12 protein-coding genes and 1 pseudogene are annotated in these 16396 nt (G+C 43.5%); 2 read left to right on the top strand and 11 right to left on the bottom strand.

All coding sequences use genetic code 11. From position 1 onward, the window contains the following. Positions 1-123: 123 nt before the first annotated feature. From AB6D06_RS14065 to AB6D06_RS14055, 3 genes are all read right to left on the bottom strand, one after another. Positions 124-804 carry a haloacid dehalogenase type II gene (locus AB6D06_RS14065; RefSeq protein ID WP_017065459.1) on the bottom strand — a complete coding sequence of 227 codons (681 nt, stop codon included), beginning with the start codon at positions 802-804 and terminating at the stop codon, positions 124-126. Between the two features lie 197 nt (positions 805-1001). Further along, the gene (locus AB6D06_RS14060; RefSeq protein ID WP_108202643.1) at positions 1002-1805 is read right to left on the bottom strand and encodes a MetQ/NlpA family ABC transporter substrate-binding protein; all 804 of its coding nucleotides are present in this window, start codon (positions 1803-1805) and stop codon (positions 1002-1004) included. A gap of 331 nt (positions 1806-2136) precedes the next feature. Further along, the gene (locus AB6D06_RS14055; RefSeq protein WP_017059076.1) at positions 2137-3045 is read right to left on the bottom strand and encodes a dienelactone hydrolase family protein; all 909 of its coding nucleotides are present in this window, start codon (positions 3043-3045) and stop codon (positions 2137-2139) included. A 408-nt stretch (positions 3046-3453) separates the two neighbouring features. Between AB6D06_RS14055 and AB6D06_RS14050 the strand changes: the two genes are divergently transcribed. Next, positions 3454-4080: a hypothetical protein gene (locus tag AB6D06_RS14050; protein ID WP_017065460.1), complete on the top strand. Its 627-nt coding sequence runs from the start codon at positions 3454-3456 to the stop codon at positions 4078-4080. A gap of 11 nt (positions 4081-4091) precedes the next feature. On the opposite strand, the gene AB6D06_RS14045 is transcribed toward AB6D06_RS14050, so the two are convergent. Then, positions 4092-4547, bottom strand: coding sequence for an Lrp/AsnC family transcriptional regulator (locus AB6D06_RS14045; protein WP_017059083.1), 456 nt, complete (start codon positions 4545-4547; stop codon positions 4092-4094). A 142-nt stretch (positions 4548-4689) separates the two neighbouring features. On the opposite strand from AB6D06_RS14045, the gene AB6D06_RS14040 reads away from it, so the two are divergent. Further along, complete coding sequence (locus tag AB6D06_RS14040) at positions 4690-6501, top strand: PLP-dependent transferase (RefSeq protein WP_372100828.1); 1812 nt, start codon at positions 4690-4692, stop codon at positions 6499-6501. A gap of 300 nt (positions 6502-6801) precedes the next feature. Here the strand turns inward: AB6D06_RS14040 and AB6D06_RS14035 are convergent, their stop codons facing one another. The 7 genes and pseudogenes from AB6D06_RS14035 to AB6D06_RS14005 all read right to left on the bottom strand — a co-directional run bounded on the left by AB6D06_RS14035 (position 6802) and on the right by AB6D06_RS14005 (position 15943). After that, complete coding sequence (locus AB6D06_RS14035) at positions 6802-7365, bottom strand: LysR substrate-binding domain-containing protein (protein ID WP_229647242.1); 564 nt, start codon at positions 7363-7365, stop codon at positions 6802-6804. Between the two features lie 104 nt (positions 7366-7469). After that, a pseudogene (locus AB6D06_RS14030) lies at positions 7470-8738 on the bottom strand (HD-GYP domain-containing protein); the annotation flags it as partial. 314 nt (positions 8739-9052) lie between these two features. After that, entirely contained in the window at positions 9053-9547 is a 495-nt protein-coding gene (locus AB6D06_RS14025) for a YcxB family protein (protein WP_017059097.1), read from the bottom strand. Positions 9548-10353: 806 nt separating this feature from the next. Next, on the bottom strand, positions 10354-12009 hold the full coding sequence (locus tag AB6D06_RS14020; RefSeq protein ID WP_372110583.1) for a choice-of-anchor X domain-containing protein: 1656 nt from the start codon (positions 12007-12009) through the stop codon (positions 10354-10356). A 12-nt stretch (positions 12010-12021) separates the two neighbouring features. Further along, positions 12022-13539 (bottom strand): esterase/lipase family protein, encoded by a 1518-nt coding sequence (locus tag AB6D06_RS14015; protein ID WP_372110580.1) that lies wholly within the window; start codon positions 13537-13539, stop codon positions 12022-12024. A gap of 489 nt (positions 13540-14028) precedes the next feature. Continuing rightward, complete coding sequence (locus AB6D06_RS14010) at positions 14029-15126, bottom strand: nickel/cobalt transporter (protein ID WP_372101446.1); 1098 nt, start codon at positions 15124-15126, stop codon at positions 14029-14031. A 94-nt stretch (positions 15127-15220) separates the two neighbouring features. After that, entirely contained in the window at positions 15221-15943 is a 723-nt protein-coding gene (locus tag AB6D06_RS14005; protein WP_029235479.1) for a DUF1007 family protein, read from the bottom strand. Positions 15944-16396: the final 453 nt, after the last annotated feature.

Below are 16396 nucleotides of genomic sequence, written 5' to 3'. Positions count from 1 at the left end.
GCGTCTCTATAACCAGAGCAGTTCAACACAAGGTTGATCAAAGCGGTTAAGTCAGTGTCCGGAATTTGTTGACCACTACAGGGTGGTTGTATCGAATCAGGAGTAGAAAAGTCTCTTGAGATTTTACTTGTCTAAATTGTGCTTAATTATTTGTTCCACCACACCATTCATCGTCCTTGAGCTAATCTCCGGTTTCAAATACAAGGAATGATACTCAACTCCTGTTCGGTCTATATAGGCTGCTTGTAAGCCAGCGGATAGCGCACCATGAGTGTCCCAATCATGAGTAGCGACAAGACGAAGGTTTTCGACAGGCTCTTTTAAAGTTTCGGCTGCAAAGTTATACACATCTGAATTGGGTTTGAAACTGCCTGTTTCTTCAACGGAAATGACGGTGTCGAAATAATCTTCTAAGCCTGAGTTCTTGATTTGAGAAGTGATGAGATCGAGGGATGAGTTGGAAAAAGCGACGGTTTTAAACCCGTTCTCGCGCAATTTGAGCAAAGACGCTTTGATATCTGTGTGCGGTGGTAGATTGGCAAAAGAAGTTAACAAGGCACCTTTGCTTTCCGCCGTTAAATCACACTTGTACCGTTGTGCAATAGCGTTGAGCGCTGCATTCGCTAATTCAGAAAAAGTAGATTTTACGTTTGTTGCGATGCAAACCGTTGAAGAGTGTAAAAGCTTTGAAAACCAAAGTGATAATGCATCCTCCTTTCCAAACACCGCTTTAAATTTAGGCTGTAATGACTCCAAATTTAAAACCGTTTCGTTTATATCAAAAAGTATCACTTCTTTTTTCATGCAAAGCCCCCAGATTTAATTGAATTTTATGCTTACATAATCTGCTCTGACGATATGGTTTTCAACCTCCATTCAAGTAACTAAAGCTTTGCTCTCTAATTTGAAAAGAAGCTGGAATGCGTCAACGACAACCCGCCAACTCAAATCTGGCGTTGCTTTATGAGTATCATGCAACGCCAAATCTGAAACGATTTAGCTTAATTTGCGGCTTCGATGGTGCCTTTGAAAGTGCTGTCTAAAAAGTCATTGATCTCTTGTGAGTGGTAAATTGAGATAATCTTTTTATACGTTTCATTATTTTTGTCTTCTTCTCGCGCCGCAACAACCATCACTGCTAAAGGTGCGTCTTTTTTCTCTAAGTAAATGCCTTGTTTCTTAGGGTCGAGTCCAGCCGACATTACATAGTTCATGGTGATTGCAGCAGCATCTACATCGTCAAGAGAGCGGGGTAGCTGCGCGGCATCCACTTCAACAAATCGAATGTTCTTCGGGTTGCTAACAATATCGTTTAAAGACGCGTTGAAACCAGCGTTGTCTTTTAATGAGATCAGCCCTGCATCTTCAAGCAGTAATAGTCCACGCCCGCCATTCGTTGGATCGTTTGGAATCGCGATTCGAGCGTTTTCGGGAATAGAATCAAGCGAAGTGTACTTGTTCGAGTAAATGCCCATACGCATCAAAATTGAACGTCCGATAGAAACTAACTGGCTATCGTGATTGGCATTAAAGTTATCGAGGAATGGCTGATGCTGGTAACTGTTCAGTTGGATACTTCCATCATCTAATGCTGCGTTAGGGGTGATATAGTCTGAGAACTCGACGAGTTCAATGTTTATCCCTTGCTTTGCTGCTTCTTTGGCAACAGCTTGTACAACTTGTGCATGTGGGCCAACTGTCGCCCCAATCTTGATGACAGCCTCGTCTTTTTTTCCACATCCTGTTACACCGAATACGAAAGCTAATGCCAACAGGGATGCTGTGATTTTTTTGTAGCTGTTCATGATAACTCCATTTAATAAATAAAAGACATGTAGACGTCTAGCTATCTATATTATCTATTTGCGCGATCGGGTCAATAGGTTTGTTTGAAGCGAAGTTACATTGATGAGCGGTTAAGTCAGTGAATCAACGAGGCTTCTGTACGTGAGACTCGACCGACAATCCCCTTCTAACCCCCTTGGTTTACATCTCAAACCTATTGTTGGTAATAGGAAAAGGGAGGAACTGATTACCGACCAACAAAGGCCTCGCGAGTGCGAGGCCTTTTGGGTTTTGTAGGGAATAGGGCAGTCACTCGGAATCTAAAGAAAACGGGTTCAGTAAAGCTAACTATTAAGAAAGCTTTTGGTTAAAGAACTCAAGTGTACGTTTCCAAGCTAACTCTGCTTCTTCTTCAGCATAGCGGCCAGTTGAATCGTTATGGAAGCCATGGTTCACGCCGTCATAGATGTAAGCTGTGTAGTCTGCTTCGTTCTCTTTGAGTTCGGCTTCATAATCTGGCCAAGTCGCATTCACGCGTTTATCGATTCCCGCAAATTGGATGAGCAAGGGGCCTTTTACATTTTTTCTTAAATCTGGTGCGGCAGGAGTACCATAAAATGGAACGCCTGCATCGAGTTGCTCTGGCATGACAGCGGCCAACATATTCACGATATAGCCACCGAAGCAGAAACCGACTGCGCCTAGCTTACCGTTACTTTTTTCATGGGACTTCAAGAAGTTTGCCGCTGCGATAAAGTCTTCTTCGATTTTCTCTTTTGATAGCGACTTCTGCATCGTTCGACCTTCATCATCATTACCTGGATACCCGCCAAGCGAATAGAGTGCATCAGGTGCAAACGCAATAAACCCCGCCGCTGCGAGTCGTCTTGCCACATCCTTTATGTATGGATTGAGGCCTCTATTTTCATGAATGACCAATACAACAGGCGCATTGCCCTCTAACTCTTTGGGTACAACCAAGTAACCATAGCCTTCGCCGTGTCCTTTAGGTGAAGGAAACTTCTCGTAGGTTGCTTTGATGGAAGGGTCATTGAAAGAGACTTGCTCTGCCTGCGCATAATTAGGAATCAGTGCAGAAGTTAGCGTCGTCATGGTTAAGCCAAGTACAGCTAGCCCAGATAGACGAGCCATAAACTCTCTGCGATCAATCAGGCCGTGTGCATATTCGTCGTACCAATCAAATGCTTCTTGAGGGATAGATCGAGTCGGCGTTGATTGAGATTCGGTATTTGGATTCATAACTTTTCCTTGTTGTGAGTTGTTTGACCAATCAACTATAGTGGAAAATTTGATATAATTGAACGATCACTCAATAACTTTTGAGCTATTTGTTATATCAAAGTACAAAAATTAGATGACAGTCCGATAAAACGATCACTTCGAATCGATTTCCATCGCTTTGGTTTGTTTTACGGAGCAATTCAATACAAGGTTGATTTGAGGGTTAAGTCAGTGAAGTCGGGTGTGATGATTGTTTGTTTTTAGGGAGGCTCTAAATCTAAGTTGGGCACATTAGAGCTAGGCTTATTTTCCGCAGACATGGACAAGTAAGTTTCAATGCAAAACGCTTGATTTTACTCTGGTATAATCTTTCTCATAGGGACGACCTTAGCGTTATCAGAACCTTCTTGATGAGAGATAAAATAGATGTTGAAACTTCTGCGTCAGATAAAAAAATGGAAACTTGTAACGTTTGGCTTACTGATGCTCATTGCCGCTTTTTTTATCTACAACCAGTTCGGGAACCGTATGTCCCGTGTCGACGAGGCAAAATTTCTAATCGGCCAACTGAATACTGTTTTGGATGCCGCTGAGCAATATTCTCGTGATAATGGCTCTCTGCCTCCTATTGCTTCCGATACCGATACGAACTTCGGCTACTTAAACATCAATCACTTAATTGCAAATCCGGGCTTATCCACATGGAAAGGGCCGTACCTACCTTATGAAGATACATGGATAGGTGGCGATCAGTACATCGACCACCCAGATTACATAGCAACGCAATTACTGCTTAAGGAAAAGGATAGTCTTTGGATAAGAGGAAGCTCCGAGACAGGTTGCGAATCGTCATCATCCACTTGCTCTGTTGCAGCTTGTATCTGGTTGGTACCAACAAAAGTCGCACAAGAAATTAATAAGATTGTGGACGGCAGTTCGAGTATAGAAAGCTCAGATGCGACAGGAAAAATACGTTACGAAAAAGCTTTTGGTGGCGCTCTTATCTGTATGATTGGAGATGATTATCCAATGCCTTCAGCACAGACAAATTAAGTCGTTTCTAATTACCTCACTGGCAACTTGGTCTTAGTTTTTACCTGACCGAAGGCGAAGCTGGATTCAATAGAAGCAATATTAGGCAGGCGAGTTAGTTGTTTACGGATGAACTGCTCGTAGCTTTTTAGCGATTCACTGACTACATGCAATAGGTAGTCGTGATTGCCCGTCATCAGAAAACACTCTAACACCTCGTCAATCACTTCAATGTGCTGCTCAAAGTCTCGCATGTTCTCTTCTGTCGGCTTTTCAAGTTTCACCAACACAAACACATTGACTGGCAGGCCACACGCTTCTTGGTCGACACTGGCGTGGTAACCACGAATTATCCCTTGTTTCTCTAATGCTCGAACTCGGCGTAAGCAAGGAGAGGGCGACAGTGCTACTCGATCGGCCAACTCTTGATTAGACAGCCGAGCGTTGTTTTGCAGTTCAGCCAGTATTTTTTTGTCGATCTCGTCCATTGGCATAATCCATCAATATTGAATTTAGTTTGGCAATATTATTGCTCAAAGTGTATGTCTTACTTCGCAAATAGCAATTTTTAACATCTGCCCAAAACTAAAATTAAAGAAGGAACAACAAGCATGGAATGACTTAGGAATTATGAATACTTCAACTCAACTTAGCCCGCTGCGTAAAACCACCAAACACGAACAAGCAGAAGCTCTTGCCGTTGAGCAAGCAAAGCATTTTGGTATCGACCCAAATAGCGATTACGGCATCACGCTGATTGAACTGGCGACGACACTGTACCAAGCCAATACCAAGACACACGATCTTTGGGCATTGACGGTTGATGGACTTTCAGAGCTCGATAAAAGTGACCGAATCGCTTGGTTTAACGCCAAACGTTTTTTGTCATTCCAGATCGCTAAGATCCTCGATAATCTGCAAAACCCAATGCGCGCCACTTACCAGTCTATTGCCACCAATAATGGTAATTTTGCGTCTAAAGGTGCGTATCCAATTTTCGATAATGTCGCTGCTATATTTTCTGCAAGCCCTGTGATTACACGTACCGCGACCTATTTGTTTGCGTGTACAGAATGGATTGAAGATGCGTTTAACGGTAAAGAGCCGTTGCACGATATATATTCTCGACTGCTTAACCCTACATCGATTTCACTGGCTAACCATATGGTTGATATCGAGGCAGGCTCTAGAGCCAACGAATACCTCGCATGGAACTTTAACTCGGGTATGGCGGCTATTGATGGGTTGTTGAGCCACTTGCTCGGGCATGAAGAGATTGTTTTGGCTTCACGCAATATCTACGGTGGTTCTTACCAGCTGTTGGAAGATTGGTTTGGAAAACCTTCTAATCTGAATGTCGCGGTAGAGTGGGTGGATGGTTACTCCGGTGATGAGTTTGCGACGCGCCTTGATGAGGTTGCTGATAAATACGCAGATCGCATCGCTGCAGGTAAGAAAATCTACGTTTACCTAGAGTCACCGTGTAACCCGCATGGATACGTGTTGGATGTTTCTAGCATCAGTAAAGCTGGTCACTCTCGTGGTTGGGATGTGATTGTTGACTCAACAGTGGGTACACCATTGTTGCACCCAGTACTAAAACGTGACGATGTGATGGAAAGACCAGATTATGTGATTCACTCCTACACCAAAGAACTGGCGGGTTCTGGCACCACAACTGCTGGGGTTGTGATTGGTCGCAATGAGACTATGTTTGTGCCAAAAGGAGAGGAGGTCACTTTCACCAAGCCCAACGGTGATGAGGCCAAAATCCGATGGAACGAAACGCTGTTTTGGAATGTGTACTACATTAAGGGTGCATTCCTAGATGCAGATAAAGCGTTTGAAGTGCTCAATGGTATGAAAACGTATGAGATGCGAGTGGTGCAAAAAACGATTAATACACTGACTCTCGCGAAGATCTTTGATGCTCACCCAGACATCAATGTGTCGTGTCCTGCTTTGCCAGATAGTGATAACTATGAACACTGCCAGAACAACATGTACTTGGGGCTACCAGCGGCGCTTTTCACTATCGATATGGAAGGCAATGGCGACCGTGCGCCAATCAATCGAGATGGCTTCAAACAGTTCTTCGACATGCTTGAGCCCGCTATCGGCATGCAAGTAAGTTTAGGGCAAACCAATACAGTGGCGCTGTGTCCAGCACTGACTACGCACTCAGAACTCAGTGATGAAGCGCTCAATGAAGCCGGTATCAAACCGACGACAATGCGTATCTCTATCGGCTTGGAAGATCCTCGAATGTTCATTGCTCATATTGTCGAGGCGGCTAAATTGTCGATTGACCGCAACCACGTAGATTTCTCATCCAGCTTCCCGGGTAGTGACAATATCGATGAAATCTATATGCAAACTTATATGGATGTACACCAGAGGTTTGTGAAAAGCTTGCCGAAGTTCAGTGAGCTGAGTCAGTAACTTAGGTCAGTAAGGAAAGCTAACAAGAGAAGTCAGCGAAGTAGGTTAGCTGTAAACGTTAAATGAAAAACGTAAGGCCTCGCATGTACGAGGCCTTTTGGTTTTCGAGTAATAACATAAACCAATCTAGAATAAATCTTAGAAAAATGCATCGATGAATCACCTAATAGCCTTTAACTCGTAGAATATGGGTAATTCACTTCTTATAACATAAGGCAAATATGAGTGGAAAAAGTAGTTTTTTGGACAACACTGATGTTGAGCACTTTTTCCACTCAATGAAGCTGCAATTAACGTTGGCTAGGGTCCTTTAATTAAAGACGCTATCGCCCCAAAACTCGGCGCACTAGCCACGATTTTTCTCTTCACTCCTCGTTTTTTAAGTATTGTGTCTATCTCGGTTTGGTGAGAATGCTCAAAAGACATGATGGCGTGAGGTTTGGAGCAATATTGCTCTATCGTTGTTGGCGGTGTTTGCTTTTGAGGATTGTAAAAACAGACCTCTTGGTCAGAAAACAACTTAGTTTGAATTAAATCCGACTCGTTACTCATTAGTTCAGGTGACAAAACAAAATCTACATCGCCAGACCGAAGTAATGAAGCCCACTGAAGTTGAGTTCTGGCTGGAGCTATGTGCAGCGAACTCATCGGCGCTGCTTTCTGGAAATCATGAAACATAGGTTTTATAACGGTTTCTATTTCATAGTCGTTAGCCGCGATGGAAAAAACTTTATCATCTATTAGTGGGTTGTATTGTTGTGAGCTTGCGAAGGCTTGCATCGCTATTACGATTTCTCTGGCTTTTTCAATAAGTTCTCCCGCCTTTGGCGTAGGCGCGATGCCTCTTCCTGAAGTGACAAACAATTCATTTTTTATGGATCAGGTCGCTGCTTTAAGTATTGCGCTGATTATACATCACCTTTGAATTGGGTAGCTAAATTTACTATGCCACTAGACACCTTTTCGGCTTAGTCAGATCGATATTTTTGAATGTCGACCTCGTCAACATGTGCTTCCGGCATAAATTTCTTCGCGTAGTCGAGGTACACTCCGCTCTCCAAGAACAGTAAGAATAAGTCCATATCCAAATGCTCATCCACTGCCATTTGATACATTATATCGATAGCGATACTCACAGGCTTCGCTTTCTTGTATGGCCGGTCTCCTGCGGTTAACGCTTCAAATATGTCTGCAATCACCAATATACGTTCTGGTATCGATAAATCCTCGGCATTCAATTTCCGTGGATAACCGTTACCTTTGAGTGTTTCATGGTGCGTGGAAGCATAGCGCGGTACATTGCTCAGTTCAGGTGGAAATGGCAAAGCTTCAAGCATTCTTATCCCACTAATCATATGCTCATTGATTTTGAAACGATCCTCAGGTGTCAAAGTCCCACGTGAAATCGTTAGATTGTATACCTCACCCATGTTGTATTGATGCTCAGGAACTTGCATTTGGATGCCATGCTCAGGTTCGAATTCGACGGGTCGCACACGTCTAATGATGTGCTCAGGTTTATCTTCTAGCAGTTTTTCCATGACTGGTAGAGACGAATCCTGTTCGGGTTTGTTCATTTCTTCAAATGGCGACAAACCCAAGCGATCGTCAAAGTAACGTAACCATGTTTTCTCAGCAATTTGCTTAATTCGAGCAACTTTATCTTCACTCATGAATTCACCACCGATGTTAGCCTTGGCAAGGAACTCAAAGTCATCGTTCAACTGGCGTACTTTTTCTTTAAACTCGGCATTTGCTTTATCCTTACTTACCTCACTGTGCAATAACACGTTTAAGTAATCGATTTCTGCATCTCTCCGTAGGACTTCAAACCGAGTTCGAATTTCATTGATTCGGTTGTAGTTCGCTTCAAGTTTAGTGCCCTTATCAACAATATGTTCTGGCGTCGTAATTTTTCCGCAGTCATGCAACCAGGCAGCAATACGAAACTCTCTTCGTTCGGCATCATTTTGGAAAGCAAAGTCTTTGAGCTTACCGCTTTGGCATTTCTCAGCTGCACTTGCCAGCATCATGCCAATTTCTGGAACGCGATTACAGTGTCCTGCTGTGTACGGTGACTTATCATCGATCGCTTGAGCAATAAGGCGAATAAACGCTTCGATGAATTCTTCTTGTTGTTTTTCGTGCAATTGAATCTCAGCCATCATTTCCATCATGGCTTCGGAAAGTTCATCAATTTCTTTGACTCTGGTTGTCACATGCTGAAGCAATGCGAATGTGGTGCACCAAGCCAAAAAGTGAAGTTGAAGAAGGCTGCTTGGAACGATGATTATCGGGCACGAGTCTTCTTTGGGTTATAAATTGAACAAAGTGTGCTCGCGCCCTGCAACAGGGGGGGGATGCACATGAACAAGGGTTTTCATGAATAGGGGCAATCGATGGAAGTGGCAATTTCGAGAAGGAAATTGCCCCTAGTTAAAGTGTAACCTGCATGCATATCGGCAAATAAGCGCTCACATACGCTATATAACAATGTTCCGTATTTAGCTTTCTCGATTATGCCTGCTAAGTCAGCAGGCATTTATTGGTGTTATTTCGCTTTTGATGCGGCGTGGTGTTCAATCATGAAGGCAATAGCTTCATCGTTTAAACAAGATTTACTCACATATTGGCGCTGTTTACCGATATGCAGGATAAAACCAAGATCGGTCTGCTCAAGTTGGTCGATGTCACTCCACGCGATGGTGTTGGTCGCTTTGTGGTTTTTGTAACTTACTCCGTTAGCGTCACCTTGAAAGACAATTTTGCTGCCTGCGCCTGAGCTGATTTTTTGTCGCCATAACCACCAGGTTCTTTTGCAGTACACACTGAATGCTTCAATCACACTCAAAACAATAAAGAACCAGCCAACATAGCCGTTAGGTAATAGTTCAAACTCCAGCAGAACCACACCAAAAATAAGAAACAGTATTCCTTTTAAGTAGGCTTTTGGAAATTGAGTCGGAAGGCTAGTTTGATCATAACACTCCGCGAAAAACGTCTTGTCGAGTTTGTATTCTGTAGTGAAACCGGGTTCTTTAGACATGTGAGGCTACTTTATGGTTCTCTGTGAATGGGCTGTCAGTGGGCAGGTGTCCCACGCTGCAATTTTGCAACTTGATTATTGTATCGCTTCTCACTGTTTTTATTTAGATATTTTGGCTCTGTTTTGTAAATCGATGATACTTAACGGGTCTATTCTAACTTTAGCTATCAGACTAGTGTAGGGGCATCTTTAAAGTCACCTAAAAAATTGGTGATGGGATGGATAGATCTGTGGAGTCACCCGGTTGTTGGGACTACTGGCCTTTTTGGATAAAACTTCGATCTCATTTTGTTGGTTGATGGAGTCTATAGTGATTAGCGTGCTTTATCACTACTGTTGAGGGGCTGGCATAGTCTGCTCTAACAGAATAAACATATGAAGCTTGCAAAGTTCATCACTGTTCACTCTGAGAGGCCATGCCCAAAGCGATACCTTGGGCATGGCCTTATTCTATTTCAGTTTTAGGATCAGTACTCGATGAATAATGACACCTGCTTAACGTTAATGAAGAAACTTCTTTCATAGGGAGAAGAGGTAAGAGCAATATCTAGTTTGTTCAACCCAGACACTCTCTTCTCATTTAATGCTTCTAATAGTTTAGAGTTGGTAAACCTAAGCGTTTGACCGGCTTCTACGTTGTTGAATGTAGTGAGTGGATTACTCCATGCTGCACATATTGTAAAAGACTCACAGAACGTGTCGTAATCCAGTGTGTTTGGAGACCAAGTTTGATTAACGATATGCGCAGTTACATTGTTGAATGGAAATTGAAGAGTTGAATCTCCGAAATCAACAATAAGCGTTGCCTATTTAATTTTCCCTCGAACCTCACTTAAGTCAAAACTCGCTAGTGTTTCGTAGTCGTATGGGATTGAAGCCCCCGCTCTTAAGTAACCACCGACACGATGTTGCGTGACATGTGTTGCCGGGGTTGCTTGCCAGTTTTCTCTTTCCAAACCGAATAGGTTAGAGGGGAGGGTCACATTCACTGGCGGACTGAAATCAGAGGCTTGGTATGGTGGAGTTTGACCGAGAACTCCTTGTCGATAGGAGTCAACGCCACTGTAGATTAGCAGTGCGTTCAGTTCATAAGGACCATCGGCTTGCTTAAACGTGTCACCAGGAACGGTAAACTTGATGGTGTTTTCGCCAGCCTCAAGCGGTTCTTGGAAACTCACTAGCTCTAAATACTCTCCGGCTGCACCAACGATATTTACCGAACCTGTGTAAGTTCCACTGCGCGTAACATGGATAGGAAACTCAAAACTCAGCGAATCAATGTAGGTTCCATCTTGCGACATAGTCGGTGTGGTGACTAAACTCCCCGTGACTTCAATCGGTTCGCGGCAACGCTCAAAAGATGCTAAATCAATAAATTCTTCAAACTGAATTCGAGGGGCTGAAATTCGTATGTCATCTTGAGTGATTGCGTAGATGATCGTCGGGTTGGAGGTCAAAGTAGACGCTGAATCAAACGCGCCAAAAATATCTTCAGTTGAGTACTGTAGAGTGACGATTTGCTTCGCAGGTTTGAGTTGCAGACGTTTGCTTGTGTTGAGCTCGTCAATTCCATCGGTGAGGTAACCATGAATGGCAAAATCCCCCGCGGATTTAACATCAAGTTCCAAGCGCTGCTCTAAGGCAATAACACAGCCTTCAGAGGAAAACAGTGGAGCGAGTGAGAGGCTGACAAATTCAATGTCAGAGGGTAGTACGTGGATTTTTTTACTTGTCTGGCGAGTGATAGTTGTTCCATATTCTTCAAAAGACGTTATGCCTTCAATTAGATAATCCCCTTCAGCGGGTGGAACGAAAATATTGCTGTAGACACCATCTTTAGCAATAGCATCGAAATTGACACCCTCATCTTTAAGCGTCAGGCGTGTTTTTATTCCAGCTTCATCAATGATCACTGCGCTGGTTTGGGCACCTGTGATTGGATTCCCTTTGTTTGTCAGCAATGCAGAAACGGGAACTGGTTCACCGACCACAAATTGGTTTGCAGCTATCGCCATGCCAAACGCAATAGGGGATTGGATCGCAACCTGAGCAATAATTACTGTGTTGTAACTTGGGTTTGGAAAATCAACGACGATCTTCCATTCGCCAGGTTCAGGGTTAGTTACTTCAGGCAAAAATAAATAGCTGCCCGGTAGCGGCGGACTTTGTGTGTCACCTGAAAGTATGTTCGCTTGCACATCATTGGATGATGTTGCGACTTGCCCGTTAGGCTTGACTAAATATACGGTTGCATCATCCAACGGCACGATGATTTCTGCTTTTAGGGCTTCCGCTTTGTCGATGGTAAATAGCATTGTGACTTCGTTATCGTTACTAGTCACTGGTTGAGATAGTGTCGTGCTTGTACTCATCCCAACGGGTATTGCATTACTGGCGATAGCCGGTGTGATGAAGGTACAGAAAAGACTGAACACCATCACTAATTGCTTGATGAATTTCATTGTGGCCACTCCTTAGCGCATTGAAATAATTTGTTGTAGAAAACGTTCAACGTTTTGTCCCGTTTTCATTGTTGAGTGGTTAGCCAATACGTTACCCAATGCATTGGTATAACTTGGGTTAGCGCTTGCCAAGGTCACAACAACATCATTTTCTTGCGGTACTGTTTGAATGGCTTGGTAACTGACTATGGTGATTGGATGAGCTTGTGGTCCATGCACACTTGGCATTGTGACCGATTGAGTTTGAGTATCGAGGTAGGCCGCAGAACTAAAGCTTCTTAGCGCCTGCCAAGCGGTAACGCCTGCCCAACGCGATCCCCACGGGAATAGGCCAACGATATCAGGATCTTTCTCAATAACACCGTCTTGGTTGAGATCGGCATTTGCCCCAATAGAAAATGTATTTGCAATATTGCCGCGAGTACGCATTTGGATCGCGTTTGATGCTGTATCCGTTGTTAGATCACGGATACCAGGCATTTTAGGACCCGCAAACGGAATATTTGGGAGTTGCATGTACTTGCCGGCGTAATTATTTGGATCGGTACTGACGTTACTGTAGATATCGGCGTAGTGGTCCATTTTTATCACCGACAAATCTGCTGCGACGCTACCAAGGTGAGGTGTGGAGAAAGTAGAAAGGGAGGTTATCTCAAAGGAAGGGCTAAGTGCTTTGAGGTTTTGGGTATCTAGCCCGCCTTTACTGTGTGCAATGACGTGAACTTTGTCGGATTTCAACTCATCGAGAAAACCCTGAATTTTGTTGTTCAAGATATTAGCGTTAGTCGCTGTGGTTCCATTTTTGTCAGCAGAGAAACGAGTATAACGAATGCCATAGTCATCAAGTGTAGAAAGCACGCCTGGAGCCGTATCATCATCCCAAGTGTCTGATTGTGCAGCAATGCCATGAGCAAGAATCACAGGAATGGCAACATCAAACTCGATTGAGACCCAATCGACAGACATACACCAGTTGTCTCCCGTATTGCCAGTATCAATATCGACGCGAATCTCATTGTTTTGGCCGAACTTGATATCACTGATATCGACTTGAAGGTTAGTATCCGTCCAGCGGTTATCAGAGCCTTGCAGCGTACCTAAAGATTTTCCGTTAAAAGATACGACATCTATTTCTGGAGCAATATTACTGACGTTGGCATTGGAGTCTATGTCGAAGACCGGCATGCTAATCCTTGCGTTAGAACCGAGAACGCCTTTTTGCTGCATATCGCCCAGTTTACTTGGGGCAATTCTCCCGTCACTTTGTAAAACGTTGGGGCTGACAACCATAGGAACAGGTAAAGAGATAAGTAGAGGTCCGCCAGAAGCATAGGTACAACCGGTATCCAGACCAGGACCAGAATTGACAACATAAACGCCGAGTACTTCTTGCGGTGGGGCTATCCCAGAGCTTTGTGAACGCATCGAGAAATTACGCAATTCGTGTGAATCAGGTATATCTTCGGCACTCGCGAAACTCGGAGAAAGTAACAAAACACTGAGCGTGGCGCTCGGAATGTATAGTTTCATTTGTTTACCTTTGAGTATAGGTTATCCAAGAATTTGGTTGAAGAAAGCTCTATCTGTAGTTGTAAGGTAAAGGCTTGGAGTTTGATGTGAAATTTATTGGGTATAATTTCGGCTTGTTACTCAATTGATAAAACTGCTGCTCTATTTTTTTTCAAAATAGGAAGAGTGCGATCGTAGTTTCTGGATTGCGGAAGTTATGTCCTTATTTTCAAAAGGAGGGGGATAGTGCTCTAATATTGTTAGAACAATCTAAGTTAGTTTATGAAAGAGTAGCTAAGAATAGGAAAATCAAAGTTGGATGTAGGTTTGTTACAGAACTACATAGAGCGCGCTGTTCTGAATGGCTGACTACTAACCTAACTGGCTGTGCAAAGTTAGGTTAGTAGAAATTATGTGGCTGTTAATTCAGATTTGAGAGATAAGGGCTAGTGTTTTTTAGTAAAAATGGTAAAGGTCGCAATAAACTGAGGTTTGTTATTACATCGTTCGCTACATAGTGAAAACAGGCGACATACCGCTGTCTTGTCCACTCATTAGCAACAAGCCAATTAAGACAAGCAAAACCCCACCAAAGAGTTGTAAATAATGACCTGCGGCTTTCAGTGTCGCACTGTTACTCTTGCTACCTGCAGCCAAATAGCGTTTTACCAAGTTCTTGCCTGTTAGTGTCATTATAGCAATCGTCGAGGTTGTGAAAGCAGTACCAATCGCCATTGCAAAGGCACTGACAACCCCCATCCAATATAAGCCAACCATGTTTGCGAAAAGCAGAACCATAATCGCGCCAGTACATGGTCTCACGCCAATCGTCACGATGATTCCCGCATATTCTCGGAGCGTTGAGGCTTTGTTAATTGCGTCTGCATCGGCAACATGCTGGTGGCCGCACCCACAGTCGGCATGAGAATGATCTGCATGAGTGTTAGCTGCGGCTTGCATTGTGCTAGTAGCGTCGATTATCGGAGAAGGGGCTGATATTGATGAACGAAGTGCCATTGGCGAACGCGCTGAAATTGTCGCAGCTGTGTCTGTTGCGAGTGTAGTGATGGCTTTCACTTTCAGCTTAGGCTTACGCATAGCGGTGTAGATGTTTTTCAAAGCCTTCCAACATATAAGCGCGCCGACGACCGCGACTAAGGCAAAGCTTAATGAAACAAACATATTCGCTTTGTCATTCACTACTCGCATGGAAGCACTAAAGCCCCACAGCAACACGCTTACTAGTAAGATTGCGACCAATGCTTGTAAAAAAGCGGAGACGACCGTAAGCACTAAACTCGCCTTGGCTTTGGTTGGGTGAGTCGCTAAGTAAGTCGACACGATAACTTTGCCGTGCCCAGGCCCCAAAGAATGAAGCATGCCATAGATAAAGCTGAACCCGATAAGGTAACTGCCTGCGCCCCAAGGGTTGGATTTAGCTTCATAGAGCAGGTCTGCAAGTTCTGAATTGACTTCTCTTTGCCATTGAATGCTAGAGATAACTAACGATGGCCACATGGACCACAGTTGATACGCACCAATAGCAATAAGCACGAACGCGCCAGCACCAATGAGGTAGTGATTGATTTTGGATTGATTTTTCTTCATTTAACAAGAACCTATATCTGAAATCTTTCTGTTAATTAGTTGCCATGCTTAATCAGCTAGACGCTGACTTAAAGGCTGAAACGAATCACTGCGACTAAGAAGCGGGAACTGCCGCACAATGAAGCTCAACCGATTGTGTAAACAGTTGGCCTAGCGTGTTATCTGGATCTGCATCGACAGGTAAAGACATTGCATAACTCATTTGCTCTGGCGTCGGGTTAGGCTCGATTAATTCTAAATGGCATTGTCTTGCTAGTTCAGGTGACAATGTCACGTCTCTGTTGGATAGCCACGACATGTCGACAAAGTAACTAGGGTCAAAAATCAATACGCGAAGCGAGTTTCGTGTCACAGGCTTAGGTTTAGAAAGTGGTAGGTCAAATGTTAGAACCATCTTGGCTTTATCACGCTCAAACTTTGCGTTCTCAACCACCTGATATTTGATGGGCTCTTCACCATCATAAAAGTACGTGAAGTAGTGCTCGTACATCATGTTTTCGATTACAGACGCAGCGAGCTTTTTGAATGTTTCAGTTTCTGTATCGGCAGAGACGTCTTCTCCATCCAACATGTACATCGAGGTCATTGCATCAAAAGACCACTCCATAGAGAGACCGGTGATCATGCCATTCTCTCCCTCAATATGAGTTTTCATCTCTATCCAAGAGTGAGGGTGGGCATATAGATTTGGCGCAAAACACAATAATGCTAGGCCAACAGTCAAGCCCTTGAGAGAGCGAAAGCATGTCGAGAAACGGCTTACATAGCGTGTGGAGAGGCGATTGATGACATCGATTAGAATAAATGGCTGTTTCATGAGAAATGATGGTAATTTAGTGTGATGTTATATTATAACAACCCGATGCGTTGTTCACTTCAAATTATAAGCTTGTTTACATTGAAGCCGACTGCAATTCTTGATTTTCAATCCAACCTATTTTTCCTATAAACATCTTTGATTGGTCCCTAATTCGACATTATTCAGACTAGTGTGTGACGTTGAATAGTCGATTAAGCTCTCGGTTGTGCGAGGCCTTTTTGTAATGGGTTTGAGCTTGGCTCTTGATAACAGGCATTAACAACGCAAAAAATACCCCCAGTAAAAATACTACCCCCTAGTATATATGGTTATTTGAAAGGTAACTGAGATAGGCTGAAGATGACGGTAAGTTTGGGTGCTTGTGATCTTAGTTATCGATCCAGTAAATCTTATTTTTCACATGATAGTTATTGGCATATGCCAATAATGGGGCGTATGCTGAACTCCTGA

This window comes from Vibrio sp. 10N.239.311.G01, assembly GCF_041465805.1.
GTDB lineage: Bacteria > Pseudomonadota > Gammaproteobacteria > Enterobacterales > Vibrionaceae > Vibrio > Vibrio crassostreae_C.
The sequence above is the reverse complement of the archived record's forward strand: the minus strand, read 5'-3'. Positions and strand labels throughout refer to the sequence as shown.

Excerpts from the sequence above, each read along its gene's own strand:
- AB6D06_RS14065 (WP_017065459.1), bottom strand. The coding sequence starts at position 804 with ATGAAAAAAGAAGTGATACTTTTTGATATAAACGAAACGGTTTTAAAT.
- AB6D06_RS14060 (WP_108202643.1), bottom strand. The coding sequence starts at position 1,805 with ATGAACAGCTACAAAAAAATCACAGCATCCCTGTTGGCATTAGCTTTC.
- AB6D06_RS14055 (WP_017059076.1), bottom strand. The coding sequence starts at position 3,045 with ATGAATCCAAATACCGAATCTCAATCAACGCCGACTCGATCTATCCCT.
- AB6D06_RS14050 (WP_017065460.1), top strand. The coding sequence starts at position 3,454 with ATGTTGAAACTTCTGCGTCAGATAAAAAAATGGAAACTTGTAACGTTT.
- AB6D06_RS14045 (WP_017059083.1), bottom strand. The coding sequence starts at position 4,547 with ATGGACGAGATCGACAAAAAAATACTGGCTGAACTGCAAAACAACGCT.
- AB6D06_RS14040 (WP_372100828.1), top strand. The coding sequence starts at position 4,690 with ATGAATACTTCAACTCAACTTAGCCCGCTGCGTAAAACCACCAAACAC.
- AB6D06_RS14025 (WP_017059097.1), bottom strand. The coding sequence starts at position 9,547 with ATGTCTAAAGAACCCGGTTTCACTACAGAATACAAACTCGACAAGACG.
- AB6D06_RS14020 (WP_372110583.1), bottom strand. The coding sequence starts at position 12,009 with ATGAAATTCATCAAGCAATTAGTGATGGTGTTCAGTCTTTTCTGTACC.
- AB6D06_RS14015 (WP_372110580.1), bottom strand. The coding sequence starts at position 13,539 with ATGAAACTATACATTCCGAGCGCCACGCTCAGTGTTTTGTTACTTTCT.
- AB6D06_RS14010 (WP_372101446.1), bottom strand. The coding sequence starts at position 15,126 with ATGAAGAAAAATCAATCCAAAATCAATCACTACCTCATTGGTGCTGGC.
- AB6D06_RS14005 (WP_029235479.1), bottom strand. The coding sequence starts at position 15,943 with ATGAAACAGCCATTTATTCTAATCGATGTCATCAATCGCCTCTCCACA.